This is a genomic window from Rhodococcus sp. EPR-134, from assembly GCF_001647205.1.
Taxonomy (GTDB): Bacteria; Actinomycetota; Actinomycetes; order Mycobacteriales; family Mycobacteriaceae; genus Rhodococcus_F; species Rhodococcus_F qingshengii.
Genome location: NZ_LVCT01000628.1, coordinates 1 through 24,168 on the forward strand (window position 1 = coordinate 1; position 24,168 = coordinate 24,168).

At 63.8% G+C, this 24,168-nt stretch carries 22 protein-coding genes and 1 pseudogene; 10 read left to right on the forward strand and 13 right to left on the reverse strand.

The window, feature by feature from the left end; genetic code table 11:
* Positions 1-99: 99 nt before the first annotated feature.
* From A2J01_RS27585 to A2J01_RS27610, 6 genes are all read right to left on the reverse strand, one after another.
* Complete coding sequence (locus A2J01_RS27585; RefSeq protein WP_003941992.1) at positions 100-855, reverse strand: phosphoglyceromutase; 756 nt, start codon at positions 853-855, stop codon at positions 100-102.
* Between the two features lie 46 nt (positions 856-901).
* A complete protein-coding gene (locus A2J01_RS27590; protein WP_064114004.1) occupies positions 902-2,503 on the reverse strand; it encodes an AMP-binding protein in 1,602 nt (533 codons plus the stop codon).
* Between the two features lie 139 nt (positions 2,504-2,642).
* Entirely contained in the window at positions 2,643-3,140 is a 498-nt protein-coding gene (locus A2J01_RS27595) for a YbjN domain-containing protein (RefSeq protein ID WP_064114005.1), read from the reverse strand.
* Complete coding sequence (gene mshA, locus A2J01_RS27600) at positions 3,137-4,465, reverse strand: D-inositol-3-phosphate glycosyltransferase (protein ID WP_003941843.1); 1,329 nt, start codon at positions 4,463-4,465, stop codon at positions 3,137-3,139. Before mshA ends, A2J01_RS27595 begins: the two co-directional genes overlap by 4 nt.
* Positions 4,466-4,507: 42 nt before the next feature.
* On the reverse strand, positions 4,508-5,335 hold the full coding sequence (locus A2J01_RS27605) for an alpha/beta fold hydrolase (RefSeq protein ID WP_039973477.1): 828 nt from the start codon (positions 5,333-5,335) through the stop codon (positions 4,508-4,510).
* Positions 5,281-6,507 (reverse strand): MFS transporter, encoded by a 1,227-nt coding sequence (locus A2J01_RS27610; RefSeq protein ID WP_003942019.1) that lies wholly within the window; start codon positions 6,505-6,507, stop codon positions 5,281-5,283. The genes A2J01_RS27605 and A2J01_RS27610 overlap by 55 nt, the downstream gene beginning before the upstream one ends.
* Positions 6,508-6,618: 111 nt before the next feature.
* Here A2J01_RS27610 and A2J01_RS27615 point away from each other — a divergent pair, with 111 nt between their 5' ends.
* From A2J01_RS27615 to A2J01_RS27625, 3 genes and pseudogenes are all read left to right on the forward strand, one after another.
* The gene (locus A2J01_RS27615) at positions 6,619-7,392 is read left to right on the forward strand and encodes a PIG-L family deacetylase (protein ID WP_003942001.1); all 774 of its coding nucleotides are present in this window, start codon (positions 6,619-6,621) and stop codon (positions 7,390-7,392) included.
* A 64-nt stretch (positions 7,393-7,456) separates the two neighbouring features.
* Positions 7,457-7,849 (forward strand): PaaI family thioesterase, encoded by a 393-nt coding sequence (locus tag A2J01_RS27620; RefSeq protein ID WP_007735335.1) that lies wholly within the window; start codon positions 7,457-7,459, stop codon positions 7,847-7,849.
* A pseudogene (locus A2J01_RS27625) lies at positions 7,846-8,851 on the forward strand (tocopherol cyclase family protein). Before A2J01_RS27620 ends, A2J01_RS27625 begins: the two are co-directional and overlap by 4 nt.
* Here A2J01_RS27625 and A2J01_RS27630 read toward each other — a convergent pair.
* Positions 8,817-9,686: a LysR family transcriptional regulator gene (locus A2J01_RS27630; protein ID WP_007735338.1), complete on the reverse strand. Its 870-nt coding sequence runs from the start codon at positions 9,684-9,686 to the stop codon at positions 8,817-8,819. The pseudogene A2J01_RS27625 and the gene A2J01_RS27630 overlap by 35 nt on opposite strands.
* A gap of 70 nt (positions 9,687-9,756) precedes the next feature.
* On the opposite strand from A2J01_RS27630, the gene A2J01_RS27635 reads away from it, so the two are divergent.
* On the forward strand, positions 9,757-10,116 hold the full coding sequence (locus A2J01_RS27635) for a YybH family protein (protein WP_054187841.1): 360 nt from the start codon (positions 9,757-9,759) through the stop codon (positions 10,114-10,116).
* A 15-nt stretch (positions 10,117-10,131) separates the two neighbouring features.
* On the opposite strand, the gene A2J01_RS27640 is transcribed toward A2J01_RS27635, so the two are convergent.
* Positions 10,132-11,403: an ROK family transcriptional regulator gene (locus A2J01_RS27640; protein WP_074447122.1), complete on the reverse strand. Its 1,272-nt coding sequence runs from the start codon at positions 11,401-11,403 to the stop codon at positions 10,132-10,134.
* A 342-nt stretch (positions 11,404-11,745) separates the two neighbouring features.
* Between A2J01_RS27640 and A2J01_RS27645 the strand changes: the two genes are divergently transcribed.
* The 3 genes from A2J01_RS27645 to A2J01_RS27655 are packed head-to-tail and all read left to right on the forward strand — an operon-like array spanning position 11,746 to position 15,806.
* Complete coding sequence (locus A2J01_RS27645) at positions 11,746-12,723, forward strand: TauD/TfdA dioxygenase family protein (RefSeq protein ID WP_064114006.1); 978 nt, start codon at positions 11,746-11,748, stop codon at positions 12,721-12,723.
* Positions 12,720-15,041, forward strand: a complete 2,322-nt coding sequence (locus tag A2J01_RS27650; protein WP_064114007.1) for an arylsulfatase — start codon at positions 12,720-12,722, stop codon at positions 15,039-15,041. The genes A2J01_RS27645 and A2J01_RS27650 overlap by 4 nt, the downstream gene beginning before the upstream one ends.
* Before the next feature lie 15 nt (positions 15,042-15,056).
* Positions 15,057-15,806 (forward strand): SDR family NAD(P)-dependent oxidoreductase, encoded by a 750-nt coding sequence (locus tag A2J01_RS27655; RefSeq protein ID WP_003942076.1) that lies wholly within the window; start codon positions 15,057-15,059, stop codon positions 15,804-15,806.
* Between the two features lie 15 nt (positions 15,807-15,821).
* Here A2J01_RS27655 and A2J01_RS27660 read toward each other — a convergent pair whose 3' ends face one another.
* From A2J01_RS27660 to A2J01_RS27675, 4 genes are all read right to left on the reverse strand, one after another.
* The gene (locus A2J01_RS27660) at positions 15,822-16,580 is read right to left on the reverse strand and encodes an ESX secretion-associated protein EspG (RefSeq protein WP_007735346.1); all 759 of its coding nucleotides are present in this window, start codon (positions 16,578-16,580) and stop codon (positions 15,822-15,824) included.
* The gene (locus A2J01_RS27665; RefSeq protein ID WP_064114008.1) at positions 16,577-18,115 is read right to left on the reverse strand and encodes a hypothetical protein; all 1,539 of its coding nucleotides are present in this window, start codon (positions 18,113-18,115) and stop codon (positions 16,577-16,579) included. Before A2J01_RS27665 ends, A2J01_RS27660 begins: the two co-directional genes overlap by 4 nt.
* A 120-nt stretch (positions 18,116-18,235) precedes the next feature.
* A complete protein-coding gene (locus A2J01_RS27670) occupies positions 18,236-19,432 on the reverse strand; it encodes a L,D-transpeptidase (RefSeq protein WP_064114009.1) in 1,197 nt (398 codons plus the stop codon).
* A 32-nt stretch (positions 19,433-19,464) separates the two neighbouring features.
* Entirely contained in the window at positions 19,465-20,508 is a 1,044-nt protein-coding gene (locus A2J01_RS27675; protein ID WP_064114012.1) for a UDP-N-acetylmuramate dehydrogenase, read from the reverse strand.
* A gap of 74 nt (positions 20,509-20,582) precedes the next feature.
* Between A2J01_RS27675 and A2J01_RS27680 the strand changes: the two genes are divergently transcribed.
* From A2J01_RS27680 to A2J01_RS27690, 3 genes are all read left to right on the forward strand, one after another.
* Positions 20,583-21,080: a DUF2505 domain-containing protein gene (locus A2J01_RS27680; protein WP_042452956.1), complete on the forward strand. Its 498-nt coding sequence runs from the start codon at positions 20,583-20,585 to the stop codon at positions 21,078-21,080.
* A 76-nt stretch (positions 21,081-21,156) separates the two neighbouring features.
* Positions 21,157-21,657, forward strand: coding sequence for a DUF2505 domain-containing protein (locus A2J01_RS27685; protein ID WP_007735352.1), 501 nt, complete (start codon positions 21,157-21,159; stop codon positions 21,655-21,657).
* 7 nt (positions 21,658-21,664) lie between these two features.
* On the forward strand, positions 21,665-22,453 hold the full coding sequence (locus tag A2J01_RS27690) for a hypothetical protein (protein ID WP_064114010.1): 789 nt from the start codon (positions 21,665-21,667) through the stop codon (positions 22,451-22,453).
* Positions 22,454-22,523: 70 nt separating this feature from the next.
* Here the strand turns inward: A2J01_RS27690 and A2J01_RS27695 are convergent.
* Positions 22,524-24,168 (reverse strand): Ig-like domain-containing protein (locus A2J01_RS27695; protein WP_064114011.1); only part of this gene is annotated, 1,645 nt, incomplete at its 5' end.

Sequence of the window (24,168 nt, forward strand, 5' to 3'; positions counted from 1 at the left end):
ATCCGCCAGGTGGACGGCGTTGGTTCGTCGTTCATCTGCTGTTGGCCGAGGCCCCCCGAAATCACTGTTCGGGGGGCCTCGACGCACATCATCGGGTTGCTACTTTCCGCCCTGATTCGCCACCGCGGCGGCGCCGGCAGCTGCGGCCTCCGGATCCAGGTAGGTGCCGCCGGGATTGAGCGGCTTCAGGTTCTCGTCGAGGTCGTAACGCAGCGGGATTCCGGTCGGGATGTTCAGGCCCGCGATGTCCTCGTCCGAGATGCCGTCGAGGTGCTTGACCAACGCACGCAGCGAGTTGCCGTGCGCGGTGACCAGCACGTTCCGACCGGCGAGCAGCTCCTGGGAGATGGTGTCCTCCCAGTACGGGATCAGACGCTTGACGACGTCGAGCAGGCACTCGGTCAAGGGGACCTCGTCGAGGTTCGCGTACCGGGGATCGGTGTCCTGGCTGTACTCGCTGCCGGCTTCGATGGCGGGCGGCGGGGTGTCGTAGCTACGACGCCAGAGCATGAACTGCTCGTTTCCGTACTCTTCCTTGGTCTGCGCCTTGTTCTTGCCCTGCAGAGCGCCGTAGTGGCGCTCGTTGAGACGCCAGTCGCGCACTACCGGGATCCAGTGGCGATCGGCGGCGTCGAGCGCGAGGTTGGCTGTGCTGATCGCGCGGCGCAGCAGAGACGTGTAGAGAACGTCGGGCAACAGGTTGTGCTCGGCGAGCAGTTCGCCGGCGCGCTTGCCCTCGGCCATGCCCTTGTCTGTCAGGTGTACGTCCACCCAGCCGGTGAACAGATTGAGTGCATTCCATTCGCTCTCGCCGTGGCGGAGCAGGACCAGGGTTCCGATACTCATGGCGTTCATCCTGGCACGAGTACCGGAACCCTTCTTGATCAACCCTGTCCGGAAATCAGCTCGGGGCTACTTCCGCAGTTCGCAGATCCTTGCGGAGGATCTTTCCGGCCGCGGATTTCGGCACGGTGCTGATGAACGAAACCTGGCGAACCTTCTTGTGCGGCGAGACGCGCTCGGCGACGAACGAGATCACGTCGTCTTCGGTCAACTCGGCGCCGTCCTGGAGCACGACGAATGCCTTCGGAACCTCTTCGCCCTCAGCGTCGAGCACGCCGATCACTGCGGCGTCGGCGATCTGCGGGTGGGTCAGCAGCAAGGCCTCGAGTTCCGCCGGGGGAACCTGGTAGCCCTTGTACTTGATCAGTTCCTTGAGGCGGTCGACGATCTTGACGACGCCGTCGCCGTCGACGGTCGCGATGTCACCGGTGTGCAGGTAACCGTCGTCGTCGAGGGTGTCCTTGGTGGCCTGGTCGTTGCCGAGGTAGCCGAGCATGATGTTCGGGCCCTTGCACCACAGTTCGCCGGGCTCGCTGACGCCGTCCGAGCCGAGAGCCGGGTACGCGACCTCTTCGCCCGTTCCGGGGTCGACGAGCTTGCATTCCATGTTGGCGATGGTCGGACCGCACGTGTCGAGGGCGATGTCGTCACGATCGAACGGGATCGCGTGCGAGACCGGGCTCATCTCGGACATGCCGTAGCCCTGGCGGACGTGGCAGTTCAACCGGTCGGCGACGGCCTTGCCGAGCGCCGCGTCGAGCGGGGCCGCACCGGAGAAGATGGTGTGCACGCTCGAGAGGTCGTACTGATCGACGAGCGGGTGCTTTGCCAGCGCGACGGCAACGGGCGGTGCGACGAAGATGTACGTCGACTTCTGCTCGGCGACGATCCGCAGGAACTCGACGAGATCGAACTTCGGCATCGTGATGAGGCTCGCGCGGCGGTAGAGCGCAGCGTTGAGCAGGACCGTCATGCCGTAGATGTGGAAGAACGGTAGGACCGCGAGGATCTTGTCGTCGGTCTCGATGCCCATCCGCGGAATGATCTGGCAGACGTTGGCCACGAGGTTGCGATGAGTGAGCATGACCCCCTTGGGTCGGCCGGTGGTGCCCGAGGAGTACGGCAGCACCGCGAGCTGGGTGGCCGGATCGAAGGAGACCTCGGGCGCCGCTGCACCCTCGCCGAGCAGATCACGCAGCGAGAGGTGGCCTTCGGCCCCGTCGAGCACGAACACGTTCTCGGCCGGGATACCGACCAGGTCAGCAGCTGCCTTTGCCTGCGGCAGGAGCGGCGAGACGGTGAAGAGGAACTTGGCCTTGGAATCGGTGAGCTGCTTGGCGATGTCCTCGGCGGTGTAGAGCGCGTTGATCGTGGTCGCGACGCCGCCGGCACGAAGGATGCCGTGGAAGACGGAACCGAAGGCCGGGACGTTGGGCGAATGCAGCCCGACCACGTCGCCGACGGCGAGTCCGCGCCCTGCGAGTGCGCCTGCAACGCCGTTGATCTGTGCGATCAGCGAAGCGTATGTGGTGACTGCGCCCGAACTGCCCTCGACGAAGGCCGTCTTGTCGAGGTCTGCGGGGTCGGTGTTTCCGAACAGGAAGTCGTAGACGCTGAGGTTGGGGATTTCAACGTCGGGGAACGGACTCTTGAAGCTCACTGTGCTCCTCGAAAAGTTGCGCGGCGGGGTGGTGTGACCAACTTACTGTGACTCACGGGAACAGTATTATTCCGTGACGACAGTCACAAGTAAAGGCCACTTTACGTGACACATCCGCGATGTGTCTCACCCCGCTCGATCAGCTCTGCGCGGGCTCTTCCTCGATGAGGTGCTTGAACGGTTCGAGATTCGCCAGCGACTCGCCTCGCGACACCCGCCACGCCCACTCACGCTTGATGGACGAGGAGAAGCCGAGTTCGAGGATGACGTTGAAATCGCCGTCGGCGGCTTCGAGAACCTGACCGAGCACTCGGTCGAGTTCATCGGCGGTCACCGCATGCTCCGCGATCTTGCCGACGAGGTAGATGTCCCCGACCTTGTCGAGTGTGTACGCCACCCCGTACAGACGACGGTTGCGCTTGAGCAGGAACTTGTAGACGCCTTCGAAGTTCTCGTCCACCTTGCGGCACACGAAGGCCTCGACCCGCACACCGTGATTGCCGACGGTGAGCAGAGTCGACGTCTTGAGTTTGTGTTCACCGGGAAGTTCGACGATGAAATGCGCGTCGTCTTTTCTGGTGAAGTCGAGTTCGCGCTCGGTGAGAGCCTGCTCGATGGTGTCCGAAATGCTGCTCATGTACGCACTCCCCCGGTCCGGCGCAGACGCCACAGACCCCGCGCACGGCGGGGCGAGAAGTCGCTGGGACCGGTTCCGTTGTTGTAGTTGACTGCGGCTTTGCGATAGCTCTCGAGCAAACCGTCCGCGGTGTGTTCCCACGAGAAATTTTCGGCGTGACGCGGTGCCTGCGCGGCGAGTTCGGCCAAGCGCGTCGGTGCTGTCACCAAGGATTCGAGGGCGCCGGCCCAGTCTTCGGTGCGGTGTCCTTGAACCAGCAGGCCGGTCTCACCGTTGCGTACGGCTACTCCCAGTCCGCCGACGTCGGCGGCGATCACGGGAGTTCCGCAGGCTTGAGCTTCGATGGCGACCAATCCGAAGGACTCCGAATAGCTCGGCACCGCAACCAGATCCGAGGCACGGTAGACATCGGCGAGACGCTCAGGAGCCTGCGGCGGCAAGAACGTCACCTGCGCGGTGATGCCGAGTGAGCGTGCCAGTTCGATCAGCACGTCCGGCCGCGCGAGGCCAGTTCCGGACGGCCCGCCGACGACGAGGATGCGCAACGGCAACTCGGGGCGACGGCTGATCACTTCGGCGGCAGCACGCAGCAGAACGTCCGGCGCTTTCAGAGGTTGGATCCGGCCGACGAAAGTCACGACGACCTCGCCCGGGTCCAACCCCAACGACGCGCGGGCGGAATCGCGATCGCCCGGTCGGTAGCGGGTGAGATCGGCGCCGGGAGCCACGACGTCGATACGCGTGGGATCTGCGCCGTACAACTCGTGCAGCGCCTTGGCTTCGTCGGTGGTGTTGGCGACCAGGCGATCGGACTCGGCGACTACTTGCTGCTCGCCGATCTGACGTGCTGCCGGCTCCGGGGTGTCTCCCTCGGCAAGCGAAAGATTCTTCACCGCCGCGAGGGTGTGGGCGGTGTGTACGAGGGGCACGCCCCAGCGGTCGCGGGCCAGCCAGCCGACCTGACCGGACAACCAGTAGTGCGAGTGAATCAGGCTGTAGTACCCGGGCTCGTGGCGCGCTTCCTCCCGCAGAACTCCTGCGACGAAGGCACACAGTTGAGTCGGCAGATCCGCCTTGTCCAGCCCTTCGAAGGGACCAGCAGCAATGTTCCGAACCCGCACTCCGGGAGCGGCGTCCACCACAGGTGCGTCGGCCGAGGACGTCGCGCGGGTGAATATCTCCACCTCGACGCCACGTTTGGCGAGCTGAATGGCGGATTGCAGAACGTAGACGTTCATCCCACCCGCGTCACCGGTGCCGGGTTGCGCCAATGGCGAGGTGTGGACCGAGAGAACGGCCACCCGGCGAGGGCGCGAAATGTGCATGGGCGTCACGACTCCATACTGCCCCCTCACCGGGCGCGAACTCTAACCGAGGCTCGAGATGAAGGTTCGCACTTCGGACACGAATCGTGTCGGATCCTCCACGAACGGGCCGTGATTGCAGCCTTCCCAGTACGACGCCTGGGACTTGGGAATCAGTTCCTCGGCGTGCTTACCTGCGCTCACGTCGACGACGGAGTCGTCGGTTCCGTGCAGAACGAGAACGGGGATATCCAGGTTGCGAAGCAACTCGTCGTGACCGACAGCACGGTTGAACAGTGCTGCGCGCACCCGCGGACGCGTCGAGAGGCTGTACCCGAACAAGGCCTGCGACGCTGCACCCTTGCCTTCGGATGGGCCGGTGAGAGCATTGCCGAAAGCGCCGAGTGCACGGATCGCCTCGCGCGGATCTTCGGACATCGCGCCGGGAACCGCGCTACGCATCGCCGAGCCGACCTTGCCACCTTTTTCGCCGCGCCCGATGCTGGTGATCGCCCCGACCAGAACCGCACCCGCCACCGCGCCGGTGCCGTGCGCTGCCAGGTAATCGCAGATCACCAGACCGCCGTACGACCAGCCGAGCAGGATCGCGTTCTCGGTGACGCCTTCGGCCGCAAGAACAGCCGCGACGTCGCCGGCCCAGTTCGCGGAGTCGTCGTATCCGGATTCGGGCGCATCGGAGTAACCGTGGCCGCGCAGATCGACAGCGATCAGCCGATAGTCCGCGGCCAGGTCCGCGAGGACCTGCTCGCCCCAGCACTGCGAGGACTGAGCCCAGCCGTGCAGCAACACCAGCGGGGTCCCCGCCGAATTTCCGGTTACTCGATAGACGATGGACGTGCCGTCGACGCTGACGGCTTCACGAATAGACATGCCGTCACGATAGAGGCTGCGACTGCGGCGCCGACGGCGAGCATGTAGGCCGACGGGACGCCGTAGCGATCGATCAGCTGTCCGGCCAGCGCAGACCCGAGCGCCACGCCGACGCCGAGGCCGGTAACCGTCAGGGTCATTCCCTCGGTGAGCTTTTCCGGCGGGACGATCTGTTCGACCAGGGCTGTCGCGATGATGAGCGTCGGTGCGATGGTCGCGCCCGCCAGCACGTAGGCACCCGCAAGTGCGGCCACGTTTCCGACCAACAGAAGCGGGACGCTGAGAACGGCGACCGCCGAGGACGCGATCATCAACTGCCCGCGCAGCGATCGCGCCGGGTGCATCGACCCGAAGATCAGTCCCGCGATTCCCGAACCGCCGGCGAACAGCGCGAGGACCAGCGTCGCCGACCCCGGCGAATTCTGTTCCTTGGTGAACGCGATGGCGCCGACGTCGATGACGCCGAAGATCGTTCCGAGCATCACCATGATCACGATGACGATCCACATCACGTGGTTACCGAGAACCGATCGTCCGCGGCCGGGTCGACGCGGATGCACCTTCGGTTCGGTTCCGCGCTGTATGACCAGCAGCAGGGTTCCGGTGACCAGCAGGATCAACCCTGCCAGTGGTCCAGCCTCGGGGAAGAGCCCGATGCTCAGACCTACCGATATGACCGGGCCCGCCACGAAGCAGAGCTCGTCCACCACCGATTCGAAGGCGAAGGCGGTGCGCAGCTGAGGTTTTCCGACATAGATCGCCACCCACCTGGCGCGAATCATCGCGCCGATCGTCGGAGTGGCGCCGCCGGGGACGACCAGAACGAACAGCAGCCAGTCGGGAGCTTCCATCCGGACTGCGAGCAGGAGCGCCCCGATCGCGGTGACGCTCACGGCTGCGGCAATCGGCAGGACCGCTCGCTGTCCGAAGCGGTCGACCGCACGCGAGACCGCGGGCGCGATGATCGCCGACGAGAGCGCAAAAACCGCGGCGAGCGCGCCGGCGAGCGCGTAGTCACCACGAAGTTGCGAGATCATCGTCACGATTCCGATACCGATCATGGCGATCGGCAGCCTTGCGACAAATCCGGCGGCCGAGAAGGCGACCGATCCGGGGGCGGCAAAGATCTCGCGGTAGGCGCTCAGCAGGCCTTTGTTGGTGGATTCGCTCATGTCAGCTTCTCGTGCACTGAACAAGGTTCACAGAGCCGAGGCCGACTCGACAAATCGTTTTCACTGTGCGCTCGGGTTGACCTGTCGGTAACTTGCCTTACGATTGCGCGAATGAGTGTCCTGGTGTGTTTCCACGCCCATCCCGATGACGAAGTTTTCACTACGGGCGGCGTGATGAGAATGGCCGCCGACGCAGGTCACCGCGTCGTAGTCGTCACCGCTACCGACGGTGCTCTCGGTGAATTCCCCGACGGACTGTTGGACGAATACGAGACGTTGGCTCAGCGCCGCAGCCGTGAGCTCGAGGCGTCCACCGACGCGTTGGGTGCCAGTCGCGTCGTGTCCCTGCACTACCCGGATTCGGGGATGGTGGGTACGCCCGAGAACGAGAATCCGGAAGCGTTCTGCAACGTCGACGTCGAGAAGGCCGCCGAGCGTCTGGCCGAGGTTCTTCGTGAAGAGAACGCCGATGTCCTGACCATCTACGACCCCAACGGCGGATACGGCCACCCGGATCACATCCAGGTCCACCACGTCGGCGTTCGTGCTGCAGAACTCGCGGGCACGCCGTTCGTCTACGAGGCGTCCACCAACCGCGATCACATGAAGATGCTGATGCAGGCCAACCCCGAGTGGACCGAGGAGGCGCAGCCGCCGGACATCGAATCGTTCGGGCTTCCGGCTGACCAACTCACCACCGCGGTCGATGTCAGTTCGGTGATCTCGTCCAAGCGCGCGGCCATGTACGCGCACGCAACGCAGGTCGGCGATTTCGGCCCGTTCCTCGAAATGCCGACGGAGCAGCTCGCCGCGGCATTCGGCACCGAGTGGTTCCGTCGTCGCAACGCGCCGGAAGGGCTGTCGGAAACCGCCCTGCCCCTGTGAGTCACCGCCCTCGATAAACCGAAGTCCCGACGGAGGTTTCGGCGGCTCGTTAACATCGGTAGGCATGGACCTCGAACAACTTGTCGCGAGCATGCCTTTTGCAGTCCACACCGGAATTCAGTTGGACAGCGCGGCACCCGAACAGGTTGTCGGCCATCTGGATTGGGACAGCCACCGCACCACCGCCGGCAACGGAATGCACGGCGGCGCCTTGATGACGCTGGCAGACAGCGTCGGCGCCGTCTGTGCATTCCTCAATCTGCCGTCCGGCGCAAGTACGTCCACCACCAGTTCGTCGACCGTCTTCACTCGCGGCGTGCGCAAGGGCACGGTCACCGCCACCGCCCGGCCACTGCACGCGGGGCGCAGCACCGTCGCGGTGGTGACCGAGATCCGCGACGACGAGGGCCGCCTCGTCGCTCAGGTCACCGCATCACAGGCAGTACTGGGACCGTGAAGCTTCCCGCGTACCGCGCCTCGGGTGCCACCCTGCCGTACGGCAATTTGCTTGCCTCCCATGACGTTGCGATGGAGGGTTACTTCTGGCGATTCACGATGCCAGACAGCGGACGGGTGGTGATCGCGCTCGCCGGAATCAACAAGGCCGACGGCGGCAGCTGGTCGACGCTCGGTCTCGCGGCACACCCAGGCGGATTCCTCCGCACTGCTGAGCATCCGAACGGATCGGCCGATCCCCGTATCCTGGGGGCCTACGCCGACAACGCTTTCCGCGGCAATGCCGATCGACTCCAGGTCGATTTCGGCGACAGTCATCTCGACGTACGCATCAGTAATCAGCGATTCTGGCCGCACCGCCGCTTCGGGGGGGTCGAGTTACTTCCAATCAGTTCCCGCACTCAATCAGTACTGGCATCCGTGGCTGCTCGGCGGCCGGGTCGAGGGAAGCGCCGTCATCGACGGACAGAGCTGGGATCTCACCGGAGCGCAGGTGTACGGCGAGAAAAACTGGGGAAAGGGAGGATTCCCGGAATCCTGGTGGTGGGGACAGGCACAAGGGTTCACCGATCCTCGAGCCTGCGTGGCGTTTGCCGGCGGACAGGTCAGCGCCGGACCTCTGCGCACCGAGGTCACCGCCGTCGTTGCCGCGCTACCGGACGGAACGGTGTTGCGGCTGGGTAATCCTCTGACGTCACAGGTGGAGACGACGGTGTCCGACGATCGCTGGACGCTTCGGGGTTACAGCCGGAAGTGGAGCGTCGACATCGACGGGACCGCACCCATCGCCGACGCACACATACTTCCTGTTCCGATACCTGCCGAGCGTCGAAACGTGCCAGGAGCGCTCGAGCATCTCTTTGGAACGATGTCGGTCATCGTCCGGCGACGCGGCACCATCGTCTGGAAGGACAGGTCGAGGTTGGCTGCTCTCGAGCACGGCGGATTGGATCGGGCGCAGGCCGAACTCACTCGGCGGGAACAGCTCTCGCAAGATCGATGAGAGCGGAGGCCGCAGGATTCTTGCCGCCCGACGAACGCCAGACCAATTCCAGCCGAGATCGCGCCTCCGGTTCGAGATCGATCCGATGCAACTCCCCCACTGCCGACTCGGGAAGCACGGCCATTCCCAGCCCCTGCGCTGCCAATGAAACGATGATGCCGAGGTTGCTTGCCTCGAGCGCAACCGTCGGCGTGGTGCCGGCCGCGGCGCACGCGAAGTTCAGACACGTCCTGATACCGGTTCCCTCCGGCAGACAGATGACCGATCGCGTGGCGAGTTCGGCAAACGGTAGAGACGACACCTCGGCCAGCGGATGATCCGTTGCCACTCCGGCCACCAGTCGTTCGTCGGTGATCACCCTCGATTCGAGCCCTTCCGGCAGCTCTCCCGCCACCCCGATGACGGCTATGTCGAAGGTTCCGTCCAACACTCCGGCAAGCAGACTGCGCGAATCGTCCTCGGCCAGCGAAATGTCCAGTCCGGGGTGTTTGTTGTGCAACCGACTCAGCAGATCTGTGAGGTCGGCGGAAGCGCAGGCGGTAACCATCCCGACCGAAACGGAGCCGCGAACAAGTCCGTTCAGGGCATCGACAGCGTCGCGGGTGCTCTGAACGGAAGCAAGTGCAGCGTAGGCGTGTGGGAGGACAGCTCGCCCGGCGTCGGTCAGACGAACGGTTCGACCACTACGGTCGAGCAATTCCTGCCCCAGCTCACGTTCCAGCCTTTTGACCTGCGCACTCACACCCGGCTGGGCTACGTGAAGCCGCTCGGCGGCGCGAGTGAAATTAGCTTCCTCAACGACAGCGACAAAGTACTCGAGTTGCCGAAGTTCCATAACTGCTAATTCTAGCTGCGAGACAAACTAGATCTTGGACTTATCGCCGGTGCGGTAGAACGATGGAAGCATGACAACAACAGATGACGTTCAGAAGGCCGGAACCCCGGAAGACATCGCGAAGCTTTTTGTGCAGTTCGCCAACGCTGGTGACGCAGACGCCGTCGCCGCACTCTACGAAGAGGATGCGGTGATGGCCTTCCCTCCCGGATCCCTCACCGTGGGCCGCCAAGCCATCCGCGAGGTGATCTCTCAGATGCTCGCCGCAGCACCGAGATTCACCGTCGAGGAATCTCTACCGACGGTGATCAGCGGCGACCTGGCAATGACCTCGACCAAACCATCCGACGGAACCGGCGGGCGCACGCAGGTCGCGCGCCGCCAGCCCGACGGATCTTGGTTGCGAGTCTTGGATCGACCGGAACTCTGACTACCCTCTTCGCAGTCAGACGGCCGACGCGCGGCGCATAGCCGCAGCGGGATCAGCAAACAGTGAGCTCAGTGACACGACCGTGGAAGCGTATTCCTGAACCCGATTGCCGAAACCGGTAATTCGAATGTCCTTACGCTCCAAGGAGGATGCCGTCGAGAAGGCCTCGGCGACATGGGGCACCCCGGCGGGATAGTCGGTAAATGCCTGACCACCCAGAATCACCCGATCCGGGTTGAACAGGTCACGCAGCATCGCCACTGTCCGGCCGAGGACGCGTGCTCGATCAACCAGAAGCTCGTGTGCCGGAATGGAACCCGACGACGCGGCCCGGTAGACGTCCGCGATCGTGACACGCTCGCTGCCCTGGATCACGGCGCCCGAAGACAAAGCCTGCGCGACTACGGCGCGGTCACTGATCGTCGCTTCAAGGCAACCCACGGCTCCGCAGGTGCACCGTGCGGACGAACCGGTGGGGAGGTGCGCGATCGAACCGGGTCCGCTGGACGGCGTGTGTACTCGCCCTTCGAAAGTGATTGCGATGCCGGCAGTTTCACGAGCGTAGAAGTACAAGCCGGTAGTGCCCGGCGTCGGGGCTTCGGCACGATCGGTGCTGAGCAGAAGTTCCGACGCAGCCATCGCCTCGACGTGGGCGGCTACCGATACAGGGAGATCCAAGCCGGCTCCGATGATGGACCCGACCTTGGCGCCCTTCCATCCCAGACGCGGGTGATCGACGACTCCGGTCGCTGAATCGACGCGACCGCCGATGGCCACGCCGACGGCGAGCGGACGACGCTTGTGCCACCGCGAGGCAAAGGATTTGGCCGAGCGCGCAATGGTGGCAAGCGCGACAGCAGAATTGGTGGCAGGCGTCGGAATCTCGACGGCGCCGAGCACCTTTCCACGAATGTCGCTGGCGATGATGCTGGTGACGACGGCACCGATGTGGATGCCGACTGTCAGATAAGGCTCGTGGTTGACCTCGAACGGAACTCGCGGACGCCCGATTGCTCCGGAGGCCGTCAGGTCCGCGCGTTCGCGCAGGATCCCGAGGTCCAGCAGGCTCGTGACCTGCCGGTTCACGGTGGCGATGCTCAGCCCTGATGCCTTTGCCGCAGTGTCACGTGAGAGCGGCCCACGGGATCGAGCAATGCGCAACACAGTCGCGGACGGACCGTCGGCGATGCGTAGTTCGGGCGCAACTATCTGGGTGCGGGTCCGGGTTCCCGAGAGCGCGGTTCGCGATCGGATGTTCGGAATGGCGGAGATTGTGGGTGTCGACATGGCTGTCCCTTGCAGAAGGAGGAGAAGGCGCATATCTCTGTCGACCGAGAAATCAGCGTTTCCACTGGTCACACGAAGAAATAGACAGAAAAGGCGCAGAAATTAGCTGCAGAAAGAACGGCGGCGACAACACAGCTCTCGCGCCAGAGGCAGACGCGAACCAAGCGCAGCGGTCACATAGGTGACCCGCAAAGCGGCAGGCTGGTCGGTCGACATGGCTCCAAAAGTAGCAGCTTCACCGAGATTCACAAATCAGGTGCGGTAACGATCACACTGAACGCAACCCTGTCGGGGCGAAATCTCGCGTGTTTGGGTGGGCACACTCCCCACGAAAGGTGCACCATGTCTACAGCTTTCGCCAAGCCGACCCTCACGAATTCGGCATCAACGAACGGAGCGGCCGTTGACGCCGCTCGCGGCACTGTCACCACCCTCGGCGCGCATATCGGCGCCCGAATCGACGGAATCACTCTCGGCGGGCATCTCGACCCGGCGACGATTTCCCTCATCCGGCAAGCACTTCTCGAACACAAGGTGATCTTCTTTCGCGGGCAAGACCACCTCGACAACGATTCGCAGTACGAGTTCGCCCATCTGCTGGGTACCCCGACCACTGCCCACCCCACCGTGAAGTCGCACGGCGCAAAAGTTCTGCCCATCGACTCGGACCTGGGCAAGGCCAACAGCTGGCACACCGACGTCACCTTCGTCGACCGCATCCCCAAGGCTTCGATCCTGCGCGCGGTGCAGCTACCCGAATACGGCGGTTCCACGACGTGGGCGTCAGGGGTAGCCGCCTACAACGGACTGCCGGATCCGCTCAAGGCGCTCGCGGAGAACCTCTGGGCTCGCCACACGAACGTCTACGACTATGCGGCAACCAGCGCCGAGCGGCTCACCGAAGATCGCACGGCCGCCTACCGCGAGGAGTTCCAGTCCACGTACTTCGAGACGGAACACCCGGTGGTGCGAGTCCACCCCGAAACCGGAGAACGCACGCTCGTCCTCGGACATTTTGTCAAGAACTTCGTCGGGTTGAGCACCGAACAGTCGAACGGTGTATTCAAGCTCTTGCAGGATCACGCCATCAAGCTCGAGGACACGACGCGGTGGAACTGGGAAGCGGGTGACGTCGCGATCTGGGACAACCGCGCCACCCAGCACTACGCGATCGCCGACTACGACGATCAGTACCGGCGTCTGGAGCGCATCACCCTTGCCGGCGACATCCCGGTCAACATCCACGGGGAACGAAGCCGCAGCATCGCCGGCGACGCTTCCGAATACTCGATCATCGAAGGCGCCTCGACTCTCCCATGACTTCACCGGATTCCGCCCCTCCTTCGCACGCCCGCGGATACGAAGGCTTCGAGGGTCGAATCGGCCGCACCGCAGCCGATTCGACCCCGTCGTGGCCCACCTCCACGACCCCGATTCCCGGATCACCCAACATCGTCGTGGTTCTGATCGACGACATGGGGTACAGCGACATCGGGCCGTTCGGCTCCGAGATCGAGACTCCCACCCTCGACCGCCTTGCCGCGCAGGGCTTTCGGATGACCAACTATCACACGACGCCCCTCTGCTCGCCGTCGCGCGCAGCTCTTCTCACCGGCCTGAATCCGCACCGCGCCGGGTACGGTTTTGTCGCCAACGCCGATCCGGGCTACCCCGGACTGCGTCTGGAATTGGCCGACGACGTCCAGACACTCCCCGAAATCCTCCGCGGCGCGGGCTATGCGACCTATGCCGTCGGCAAGTGGCACCTCGTACGCGACGCCAACCTGGCCCCGGGACGAAGTCGTGACTCCTGGCCGACGCAGCGCGGTTTCGATCGCTACTACGGCTCACTCGAAGGCCTCAACTCCTTCTACTATCCCAATCAACTGATCTCCGACAATTCTGTGGTCGACGTGGACGAGTACCCCGAGGGGTACTACCTCACCGACGATCTGACCGACAAAGCGGTCGGGTACATCAAGGACCTCCGCGCCCACGATCAGGACAAGCCGTTCTTCCTCTACTTCGCACACGTCGCCATGCACGGACCGTTGCAGGCCAAGCCTGCCGACCAGGAAAAATACCGCGGCCGCTACGACGAAGGGTGGGATCGAATCCGCGAGTCGCGGTTCGCCTCTCAGCTCGTGCAAGGCCTCTTTCCGGAAGGTACGCAGCAAGCACCGCGAAACTCCGAACCCGGCTTCGACGTCCCCGAATGGGATTCACTCACGCCGGAAGTGCAGTCCAGGTTCGCCCGCTACATGGAGGTGTACGCGGCGATGGTCGACTCGATCGATCAGAGCGTCGGACGCATCGTCGACACCCTGGACGAACTCGGCGAGCTCGACAACACGATCATCGTCTTCACCTCCGACAACGGCGGCACCGCCGAGGGCGGTTCGGACGGGACCCGAAGCTACTTCGCACAGTTCGCGCATATTCAGGATCCGGACTGGGTGGGCGATGTCCCCCACGACGAATCCCTCATCGGCGGCCCTGAATTGGGCGTCCACTATCCACGTGGATGGGGACAGACGTCCAACACCCCGTTCCGGTTCTACAAAGGGCAATCCTTTGCCGGCGGGATCCGTGTTCCTTTTCTCCTGTCCTGGCCCGCTGGATTGAAACCCGGAGCAGACGACAACGGGATTCGCGACCAGTTCGCGTACGTCACCGACCTGACCCCTACGCTGCTCGAACTGGCCGGAATCGACGCACCCAGTGTGCGAAACGGGCTCCCGGTGAAAGAGTTCGACGGGGTGTCTTCCGCGTCCGTTCTGCGTTCGTCTGCCGCTCCGAGCACTCACACCGAGCAGTACACCGAGATGACCGGCAACCGTGGCTACTACAAGGACGGCTGGAAACTGCTGGCTCTCACCCCGGCGGACATCGACAAACCGCACTGGCAGTTGTTCGACGTCCGCACCGACCCGACCGAGCTCGACGACCTGGCATCACGGTTTCCCGACAAGGTTCGCGAACTCGCCGAGGCCTGGGACCACTCGGCGTGGGCGAACACCGTGTTTCCTCTACTCGGCAATACCGTCGGCGCGGTTCGCCGTCCGGAGGAAGGAGCACTCTCACGCCCGGTGCGACTACTTGCCGGAACGCCCCCGCTGGAGCGCTACCGCTCATCCAAGCTGATCGGGTTCCGCGACTTCGACATCACGGTCGAACTCGACGGTTACCGCGAAGGTGACGCCGGTGTCCTTGTCGCCCATGGCGATCCGCAGGGTGGGTACCTTCTCTACGTCGAGGACGGGCACCTGCATCTCGGGTACAACGCGTTCGGTTCCTACTCCGTTGTCGACGCCGGACCGCTGGCGCTCGGCACCGAACGCATCGAGCTGTCGGTGACGGTGGTACCGCGGTTGCGTTGGGATCTCCACGTCAGCATCGACGGCATTCACGCGGGCCGGCTGCTCGGGCAAGTACAACTGGTGGGAATGGCGCCGTGGACCGGTATCTCGGTCGGTGTCGACGCCAGGGGACCTGTGTCGTGGGAGGTACGACGACGCCATGGTCCCTTCCGGTACAGCGGCGCGCTGCGCGCCGTCACCTACACACCCGGTCGGATACAAGTACCGCGTCGTCACATCGAATCCATCGAACGGGAAGCAGAGTATGCCGCCGACTAGCCCTACGATTGCATCATGACCATTTCTTCCGATGCCCGCATCGCCGTAGTCACCGGAGCCAGCTCCGGCATCGGTGAGGCCACCGCCCGCACCCTGGCAGCTCAGGGATTCCACGTCGTGATCGGTGCTCGCCGCGTCGATCGTCTCGAGAAGATCGCCGAGGAAATCGGTGGTACCGCTCTCGAACTCGACGTCACCGACGAGGATTCCGTCGACGCGTTCGCGGCCGTGGTCCCCCGTGTCGACGTGTTGGTCAACAACGCGGGTGGTGCAAAGGGTCTGGCAACAGTCCTGGACGCCGATCTGGACGACTGGCGGTGGATGTGGGAGACCAATGTTCTGGGCACGTTGCGTGTGACGAAGGCACTGCTGCCCAAGCTGATCGATTCGGGTGACGGTCTGGTCGTGACCATCACCTCGGTGGCCGCGCTGGAGGCATACGACAACGGCTCGGGCTACACCACCGCCAAGCACGCTCAAGCCGTCCTTCATCGGACATTGCGTGGTGAACTGTTGGGCAAGCCCGTTCGACTGACCGAAATCGCGCCGGGAGCCGTCGAGACGGAGTTCTCACTCGTCCGGTTCGAGGGCGATCAGGACAAGGCCGACAAGGTGTACGAGGGAATCACACCGTTGGTGGCGCAGGACATCGCCGAGATCATCGGTTTTGTCGCGTCGCGGCCGTCACATGTGAACCTCGATCAGATCATCGTCAAGCCGAGGGATCAGGCAAGCCCCGGTCGGTTCCACCGCACCACCAGCTAGTTCGAATCGTTCTGACTAACCAGTGCGAATCACCCGGTGCAGGACGAGGCCGAGATTGCGTGCAATCTCGGCCTCCGTCATTTCCGTGGAAGCGCTACGGGCACTTACGGTTTCACCAGCGGTGACGATGTACCGACCATCTCCGGCATAGTCGTACCAGTGGAACGTTATTCCGTCGTCTGTCGGTCTGCTGTCCACCGCTCCTCCCGGGTATGTGGTGACTTCACCTATCGAGGTCCGCTCTCGGCCGAAGAATCTGCTCACTTCCTCGCTCCCGCGCGCACCGGCAGCACTGCTCAGAAAGCTCGCTCTACCGGAAGTTTTCGGCCTTTCGATGCTCACACCACGCTCCGATCCAGCGGGGCAGGTCGGCAGGTGATCGACGAGCATCCGTGGAATTGCCGATGGGCGTACCACGGTGAAAACCACGTCGGAGCCACAGTCGACAGTCCTGCCGGGCAGTTGAGTCAGGAGCACCCCCAGGTCGCCGGCAACAACGCCGTGCAATCGCGTCACCGTACTCATGTTCTGCCCGTGAAAACCGGAAACCTCCACGCGAGCATCAGGATTCGCAAGAGCACCGAGAACGTGATGCAGCCGATCGTCGAGCAACCAAGCCAGGTGTGCTCCCGCTCGACGTCGCTCTTCTGTCAGCTCGTTCATGGTTTCGGCCGTCGGACGAAACCGCAGCGGGTACGGGAGTCGGTCACGTCCGACCGCTTCCCAGAGAATCTGGAATTCGAGGCCGGTGAACTGCCACTGCATGGTGGTCATTCGCCCAGCACCGCCGGGGAGACCATCGGTAGGTCGCCGACCAGGGCATTGCCGTTCTCGACGGTGACGAGGTAGCCGGGGGTGTCGTGAACGTTGTCTTCGTCTTGCCCTTGCCCTCGTCCCGGTGCCATGCCGCCGACGCCACCCATCGCGCCCCGACCGCTCTGCGCGCCCGTCGCCGAGGTACCGCCAGTTCCGTTGACGCCCCCACGCCCGCCACCGGCGAGGCCACCGGTGCCGCCAGGGCCGAGGGCTCCGACTCCGGTTCCGCCTGGCCCGAAGCCTCCGGTACCGATTCCACCAGCAGGACCACCACCCGAACCGCTACCTACCAGGCCTGACGGCGTTCCGGAACCAAGCTGAGCGCCATTCGGAGTTGCACCTGCCAGGCCACCTGGCGCTGCACCGGCCGGCAGTGGGCCGGCATGTGCCGCCGTGGTCCCGGCCGGGTCGGAATCGGTTCCGGATCGAACTGCATCGACGTTCGGATTCCCTTGGGCATCAACGCCGCTACGGTTGTCACCATTTCCGGAATCGGTGCCGGATGGATTCTGACCGGAACCGTCTCCGGCCGGGTTTGCACCGCCGGAGTTTCCACCGTCCGCTCCCCCACCGACTCCGCCACCCGATGTAGATGGCGTGCCGAGCCCGTTTCCTGGACCCGAAAAGTTCCCGCCGTCGGCACCACCACCACCGAATGCACCGCCACTTCCAGCCCCGCCACTTCCAGCCCCTCCACCGCCGGTGACCGGATTGAATGCGGCCGGGAGGATCGGCACCTGATCGTCCGCACGCTTCATGGACGGCAGATACACGTCCTTCATCACCTGGCGCGCTTGACGTTCGGCTTCTTCCGCTTCGTATTGGGCCTGCTTCCATGTAGCCCCGGGAACCATGCTGAGAAACCTCTCGACCGTCGAGGCGCCGTCGGGTGCCGGAATCGAGCGTTTTGCCTCGTCGAGTGCGATCTTCGCCTCCTCGATCTTGTTCGAGATCAGATCGACCCGCACCTTCAGCTCACCCGCATCAGCCGAGTAGGCCAGCACTGCTTCCAGCGCAGCCGAGCCGCCGCGCCCCTGCCAGCCTTCGGTGATCGCACCGTTCACGTCGTTCTGGAACTTCCCGATGCCGGCTTCGACCCGGCCTGCAATGGCCTTCCAAGCCTCACCGATCGCACTCAGGGTTGCCGGATTCATCTCGTTGACGTGGTCGAAGATTTCGGAGTGCGACATCGCATCGAACGGATCGTCGTCCACGATTGCGTGTTCGCTGTACTCGAGCGACGACGTCTGAGCGGTGAGGGCATCGCGCTCACCCCAGGCTCGTGCGCGCTCCACATCGGCGTCGACGGTCGCAGCAGCCATCTCGTCGTCGAACGCGCCGCGGTCGTCGGTTATGGATTGCACCAGAGCAGATGTAGCGATTGCGCTCGCGATGGGAGTGCCGACAACTGGCAATGCCGCCACGCCAGGAGGCACGGCCTGCGTCGCATCGGAGATTCTTCCCAGCACGTCTTCCAGAAATGGAATGCCCACCGCTGTCCCCCTGAAGTCGAAAACCCCCGTCGGACTCCCCCGAGCCGACAGCACTTACCTGTACAGACGCAAGCAGAGCCCGGACGGTTCCCTCATCCACGGATTTACCGCAGTACAGAGTTACGGCAGTGCCGACATCGACTTCCAGGTCGGCAGATCGATTGCCCAGTCGTAGATGTCGCCGTCCGCAGGAGACAGGTCGATCGACGTGCCGGTCACCTCTACGGGGTCACCGTAGAGGGCGGTTCCGAAGTATTCCTGCGCGTCGGATGTCGACAGGTTGATGCAACCGTTCGTGACGTTCGACGAGCCCTGCACCCCGGTGGTCTCAGGATTGGCGTGGATGAATTCGCCGTTGTTGGAGATGCGCACCGCCCAACGCTCACGCACGTTCTCGTAGAACGGCGGATTGGACATCATGAAGTCTTCGTACTTCTCCGTCACCATGTGAATGCCGCTGCGCGTGACGTTTCGAGGTTCGTTTCCCTCGCCGTAGCTGACGGGAATGTCCATGATCGTCTGACCGTCGCGCACCACCTGCATGCGGTGGCTCGGCGCATTCGCCTTCACGATCTGGCTGCGACCGATCGTGAAGTCGAGCGTGAGATCCTGGTCGCCGAAGGCGCCACCGCCGTAGTTCAAGCCGTAGAGCTTGGCGTCCAGATGGACAGTCGTGCCCGGCACCCAGTAATCGGCCGGACGCCAATGGGCCCGCGATCCGCCGTTGTCGTCGGCCAGCCAAGCCCACGATCCGGCGGTGGGCGGCACGGTGGTCACGACAAGAGCCTTCTCGACGGCCGCCTTGTCGACGACGGAGTTGTCGAACTGCAACGTGATCGGTGCCGCGATACCAACTTCTTGGCCGTCGGCGATGTTGAGGGTGGCGCCGGTGGTCGACTCCGGGGCAACCGTCGTAAAGCTCCCTTGGACTGGCACGGATTTACCGTCGGTCCCGGTTGCCGAGCCCGACCACGAATACGTGGTGCCGTAGCCGAGTGCCTCACTGACGGTGAACGATGTCTTGTCAGGCGACAATTGTCCTGCAACGGCTTTACCGGCCGCATTGCTGAGGCTGACGTCGGACAGCGTTCCCTGGGTCACCGCCACCGAGACGGGGGCGACCGGGCTGACATCTTTGGTGCCGGGCGCCGGCGTCGACACCACGGTCGCCACCGGTGCTGGCTCGGCGGCCGCCGCGCCGCCCTGTCCGTCCTTGCCACCGATCGTGCAGCCGACGACGGCCACCATCAGAGCGAGCAATACAGCTACCAACGCAACAAGACGCGAACGACTTCTCCTACCACCCAGCTCATGCACTTCAACAGGCTACCTGCGGGCTCCGTCAGGAATCAGATGGTGCAGCCCACAGTTACCGGTTCCGGTTCCAGGTGGACACCGAACGCGGCCTCGACTCCGTCGCGCACTGCCCGCGCGAGCGAGACCACATCCGCACTCGTTGCGGACCCTCTGTTGGTCAACGCCAAGGTGTGTTTGGTCGACAGCCTGGCCGGTGCATCTTCGCCGGGATAACCCTTGGAGAATCCGGCCCGTTCGATCAACCATCCGGCCGAGAGCTTGGTTCCACCACTGCCGGGGAACTGCGGCACGGTGACGTCGCCGAGCTGTTCGGCGATGGCTGCGAGCACGGCAGGCAGCTTGTCGTCGGGCACCACGGGGTTGGTGAAGAAGGAACCCGCGCTCCAGGTGTCGTGGTCGTACGGATCGAGCACCATCGCCTTACCCGTCCGAAGTCCCAGAACTGCCTCGCGGACCTGCGACGCAGGTAACCGCTCGCCTTCTTCTGCCCCCAGTGCGGTGAACAGTTCGCGGTACGCGAGCGGGGCGCTCAATCCGTCGGTCGACGCGTCGAATTCGACGGCGAGAACCAGTGCTGCGTCCGAATGCTTGAGGACGCTCGACCGGTAACCCAATTCGAGTTTCGACGGTTCGACCCACGACACTTCGCCACTGCGCCGGTCGAGCAATTGAACCCGCCGGAGCCGCGAGCCCACCTCGACGCCGTACGCGCCGACGTTCTGCACCGGCGTCGCACCGGTCGAGCCCGGAATCCCGGACAGGCACTCGAGGCCACCCAGTTCCGCGGCGACGGATTGGCCGACTACTTCGTCCCACACCGCGCCCGCTTCGGCAACGACGCGGTCCGTGTCGAGGCTCACGGTGGTGTTGGCCACACGAACGACAACTCCGTCGAATCCCGAGTCGGAGATCACGAGATTGGATCCGCCGGCGAGAATCAGCGTCGGGATCTGCTCGCGATCGAGCAGCGTCACGACGTCGATCAACGACTGCGTCGTCGGGCATTCGGCGAGCAGCCGCGCCGGTCCCCCGATTCGGAGCGTCGTCAATCCTGACAAGTCAACGTTCTCGGACACGAAAGCGCCTGATTCCACGACGCGTCTGCCAATGGTTACGTCCCACACATCGATAAACGGTAGCCTCCACAATCGTGAGCCGTCGCATCGAGCATTCGTCGAAGTACACAGTCCCCGCCGAGAAGGTCCATGAGGCGGTGACCTCCGAGCAGTACTGGCGCGACCGAATCGTCGCTGTCGGTGGTCCCGGCGCAACGATCGAAGAGCTGACCGTTCGCGACGAGACCGTCGCGGTCACGATGTCGCAGATCATTGCCGCAGAGCATCTCCCCAGCATGGTGTCGAAAGTCGTCAACGGCGACATCGTCATCAAGCGCAGTGAAACGATGGCGCCTTTCAAGGACGGCAAGGCCACCGGCACCTTCTCCGCCCACGTCGACGGCGTTCCCGCCCGTGTCGAGGGCACGCAGGTGCTGACAGGTGACGAGAACTCCGCCACTCTCGAGATCGACGGTGAGGTCGAGGTCAAGATCCCGTTCCTCGGCGGAAAGATCGAAAGTGCGATTGTCGACGAGGTTGTCCGGCTCATCCAAGCCGAACAGGATTTCACCCGGGAGTGGATCACGAAGTAAAACCCTGCGGGCGGCGGCAGTTGTGGATACAGCCGATTTGGCTTGTCACAGCGTGTAACCGGTATTCTTTCCGATCATGGCTCGCCGCATCGACTACTCCGCCCGCTATCAGCACTCCCCCGAGCAGGTCTATGCGGCGCTGGCGGACCGCTCGTACTGGGAGGCCCGTGTCGAGGAGATGCGCAAGCATTCCGAGAACCATGTGGAACATTTCGAGGTCACCGATTCCGGAATCGATCTCGTGCTCCACCACATTCTTCCGCGCACGGATTTGCCTGACATCGCTCAGACAGTGATGAAGAAGGATCTTGTCATCACTCGTAAGGAGTCGTACGGCGCCTTCGGTGACACCGTGACCGGAACGTACGAAGCGTCCATCCCGGCCGGGCCGGGGAGTTTGTCCGGCACCATGGAGTTGTTCGCGACCGATACCGGGTCCACGCTGCGAACCACGTCCGAGGCCAAGGTCTTCATACCGTTCATCGGCGCGAAGTTGGAGCAACTGATGCTCATCAACCTCGTAGATCTGTTCCGCACCGAAGCCCAGGTCACCGCGACCTGGCTCGCCGCACGCTGAACCCGCCGTGAAGAAAGCTCCACCCCCGAAGATCGAGGGGGTCATCACCCGTGGCACGACGGGAATCAACAGACTGCGACGTAGTGACCGGTGGATCGTGCACAACCGCACTATCGCGCACGCCCTGAACAACGCGACCGATCCGTTGATCGTCGACCTCGGGTACGGGGCGAGGCCGGACACCACCTTCGAGATGGCAAGCCGCCTCACCGCTGTCCGGCGGGATCGACGCGTCATCGGGCTCGAGATCGACCCCGCCCGCGTGGTCGAGAGTCGTGACGGTGTCAGCTTCGCCCGTGGTGGATTCGAACTTGCCGGTCTCACACCCGTCTTCGTACGCGCCTTCAACGTGCTCCGGCAGTACCCGGAGGAGGCTGTGGGCTCTGCGTGGTCACACATTCAGTCCGGTCTCGCACCGGGCGGGCTGCTACTCGACGGAACCTGCGACGAACTCGGGAGACGTTGCGCTTGGGTGCTTCTCGACGCTGATCGTCCATTGACCCTGACACTGGCCTGGGACCCCTTCGACATCGAGCGTCCTTCCGACATCGCGGAACGTCTCCCGAAGGCTCTCATCCACCGCAACGTTCCCGGTGAGCCGATCCACGCGTTGCTCAGCGCGGCCGATCGAGCCTGGGCCACCGCCGCGCCGCACGCCTCGTTCGGACCTCGCCATCGTTGGGCCGCCGCATTGGAAATTCTTCGGGCGCAAGGAATTCCCGTGCAGCCCGCGCGGCGACGTCTTCGTGACTGCATCCTGACCGTGCCCTGGCACGTCGTAGCGCCGAATCCCTGAACTCACAGACGGGAAACGCCCCGCCGCGGAGGTGTTCTCCGCGGCGAGGCGTCTGTATGCAGGCGTCGGGCTAGGACCCGAAGATGTTTTCCAGGCTTCCCAGTGAACCAGTCGAACTGCCGCCGTTGCCGGGATCGCCGCCGTCGGACTCTGCCGTGACCTTGACGGTGACTGCGGCCTGGGTCTCGGAACCGAGATAGCCGTCAGTTCCGCTGAACACCGCGGTGATTCGGCGATCTCCGAGTTCGGTGAAGGTGTGCGAGAGCGTGGCCTTACCGTTCACCACCGCAACTGGTCCACCGATCGGGGTGGTTCCGTCCATGAACTGAACCGTTCCTGCGCTGAGCGTAGGTACCACTGCCGCAACAAGATCGACCTTCGCGCCCTTGACCGCTGACGCCGGAGCGCTCACGGTGATGGACGTTTCCTGATCCTCCGCGGCCGGAGCCGTGACCGAAACCGACTGAGCGGCCGAGGTAGAGGTGAGGAATCCTGTTGCACCCGAGTAGACGGCCGTGATGTCGTGCGTACCGACGCTCGCGAACTCGTGCATGATCGACGCCTTGCCCTCGACGACCGGCACCGGCGAGCCGAGATTGCCCGAGCCGTCCTTGAACTGCACTGTGCCGCCCACCGGCGTCGGCGTGACGGTTACGGACAGACCAACTGCCGTACCGGTTTTCGCATCCGCCGGAACGGTCAAGACCGTCTGGGTCTGCTGGTCGGTGGGAGCCGGCGCCTTGACGTTCACGGTCTGGGCGTTCGATGTCGAACCCAAGTAGTTGCCCGAGCCCGAGAACACTGCGGTGATGCTGTACTCGCCCGCCACGTTGAAGGTCGGCGTGGTTGTTGCCTTACCTGAGGCATCCACGGGAACCGGGGATCCCAGATCCCTGCCACCTTCCTTGAACTGCACGGTTCCGCCTGCAGCACCGGTCGAGACGGAGGCAGTGAACGACAAGGCCTCCCCTGTCGAACCTGTCGACGGGCCGACGAGGGTAGTCGTTGTGTTCTCCTCGACCACCACCGGAGCGACTGTCAGCGCATGTGGCGCTGACGTCGAAGTCTGGTAGACACCGGAACCGGAGTACACCGCCACGATCGAATGCGCTCCGACTGCATAGGAATTCGTCAGCGAGGCTTTGCCGTTGGCATCGACGGTAACGGCGCCGCCGAGGTCGGTTGCACCGTCTTTGAACTGCACCGTGCCACCCGCCGGAGTGGGCGACACCGTAGCCTCGACGGTCACGGACTCACCTGCAACTGCACTTGCGGGACCGGTGATCGCGGTTGCAGTGCTCTTGTCCGCTTCGGACACGACGACGTCGACAGCCGACGACGTGGAGGTCGCCACCTTTGCATTACCGAGATACTTGGCCGTCACGCTGTGGGTTCGGACGTCAGCCGGTGTCCAGGCAAGCGTTGCAACACCATTGGCGAGCGCGCCCGCACCGACCTTGGTGGCACCGTCGAAGAACTCCACCGAATCACCGTCGGCACCACCGGTCACCGTCGCGCTCAACGGAACAGGTTGTCCCAACTTCACGCCACTGGTCGGTGACAGCGTCGTCGTCGAGACGTTCTTCTGAACGTTGACCGAAGGACCACGACCATTCGTCGTGTCGTCAACGAACACCGTCCCGTCGAAATGCACCGTCGTCGACAAATCAGTACCACGAGCACAATCCGCACCGACGCGATACTGGAATTCGAAC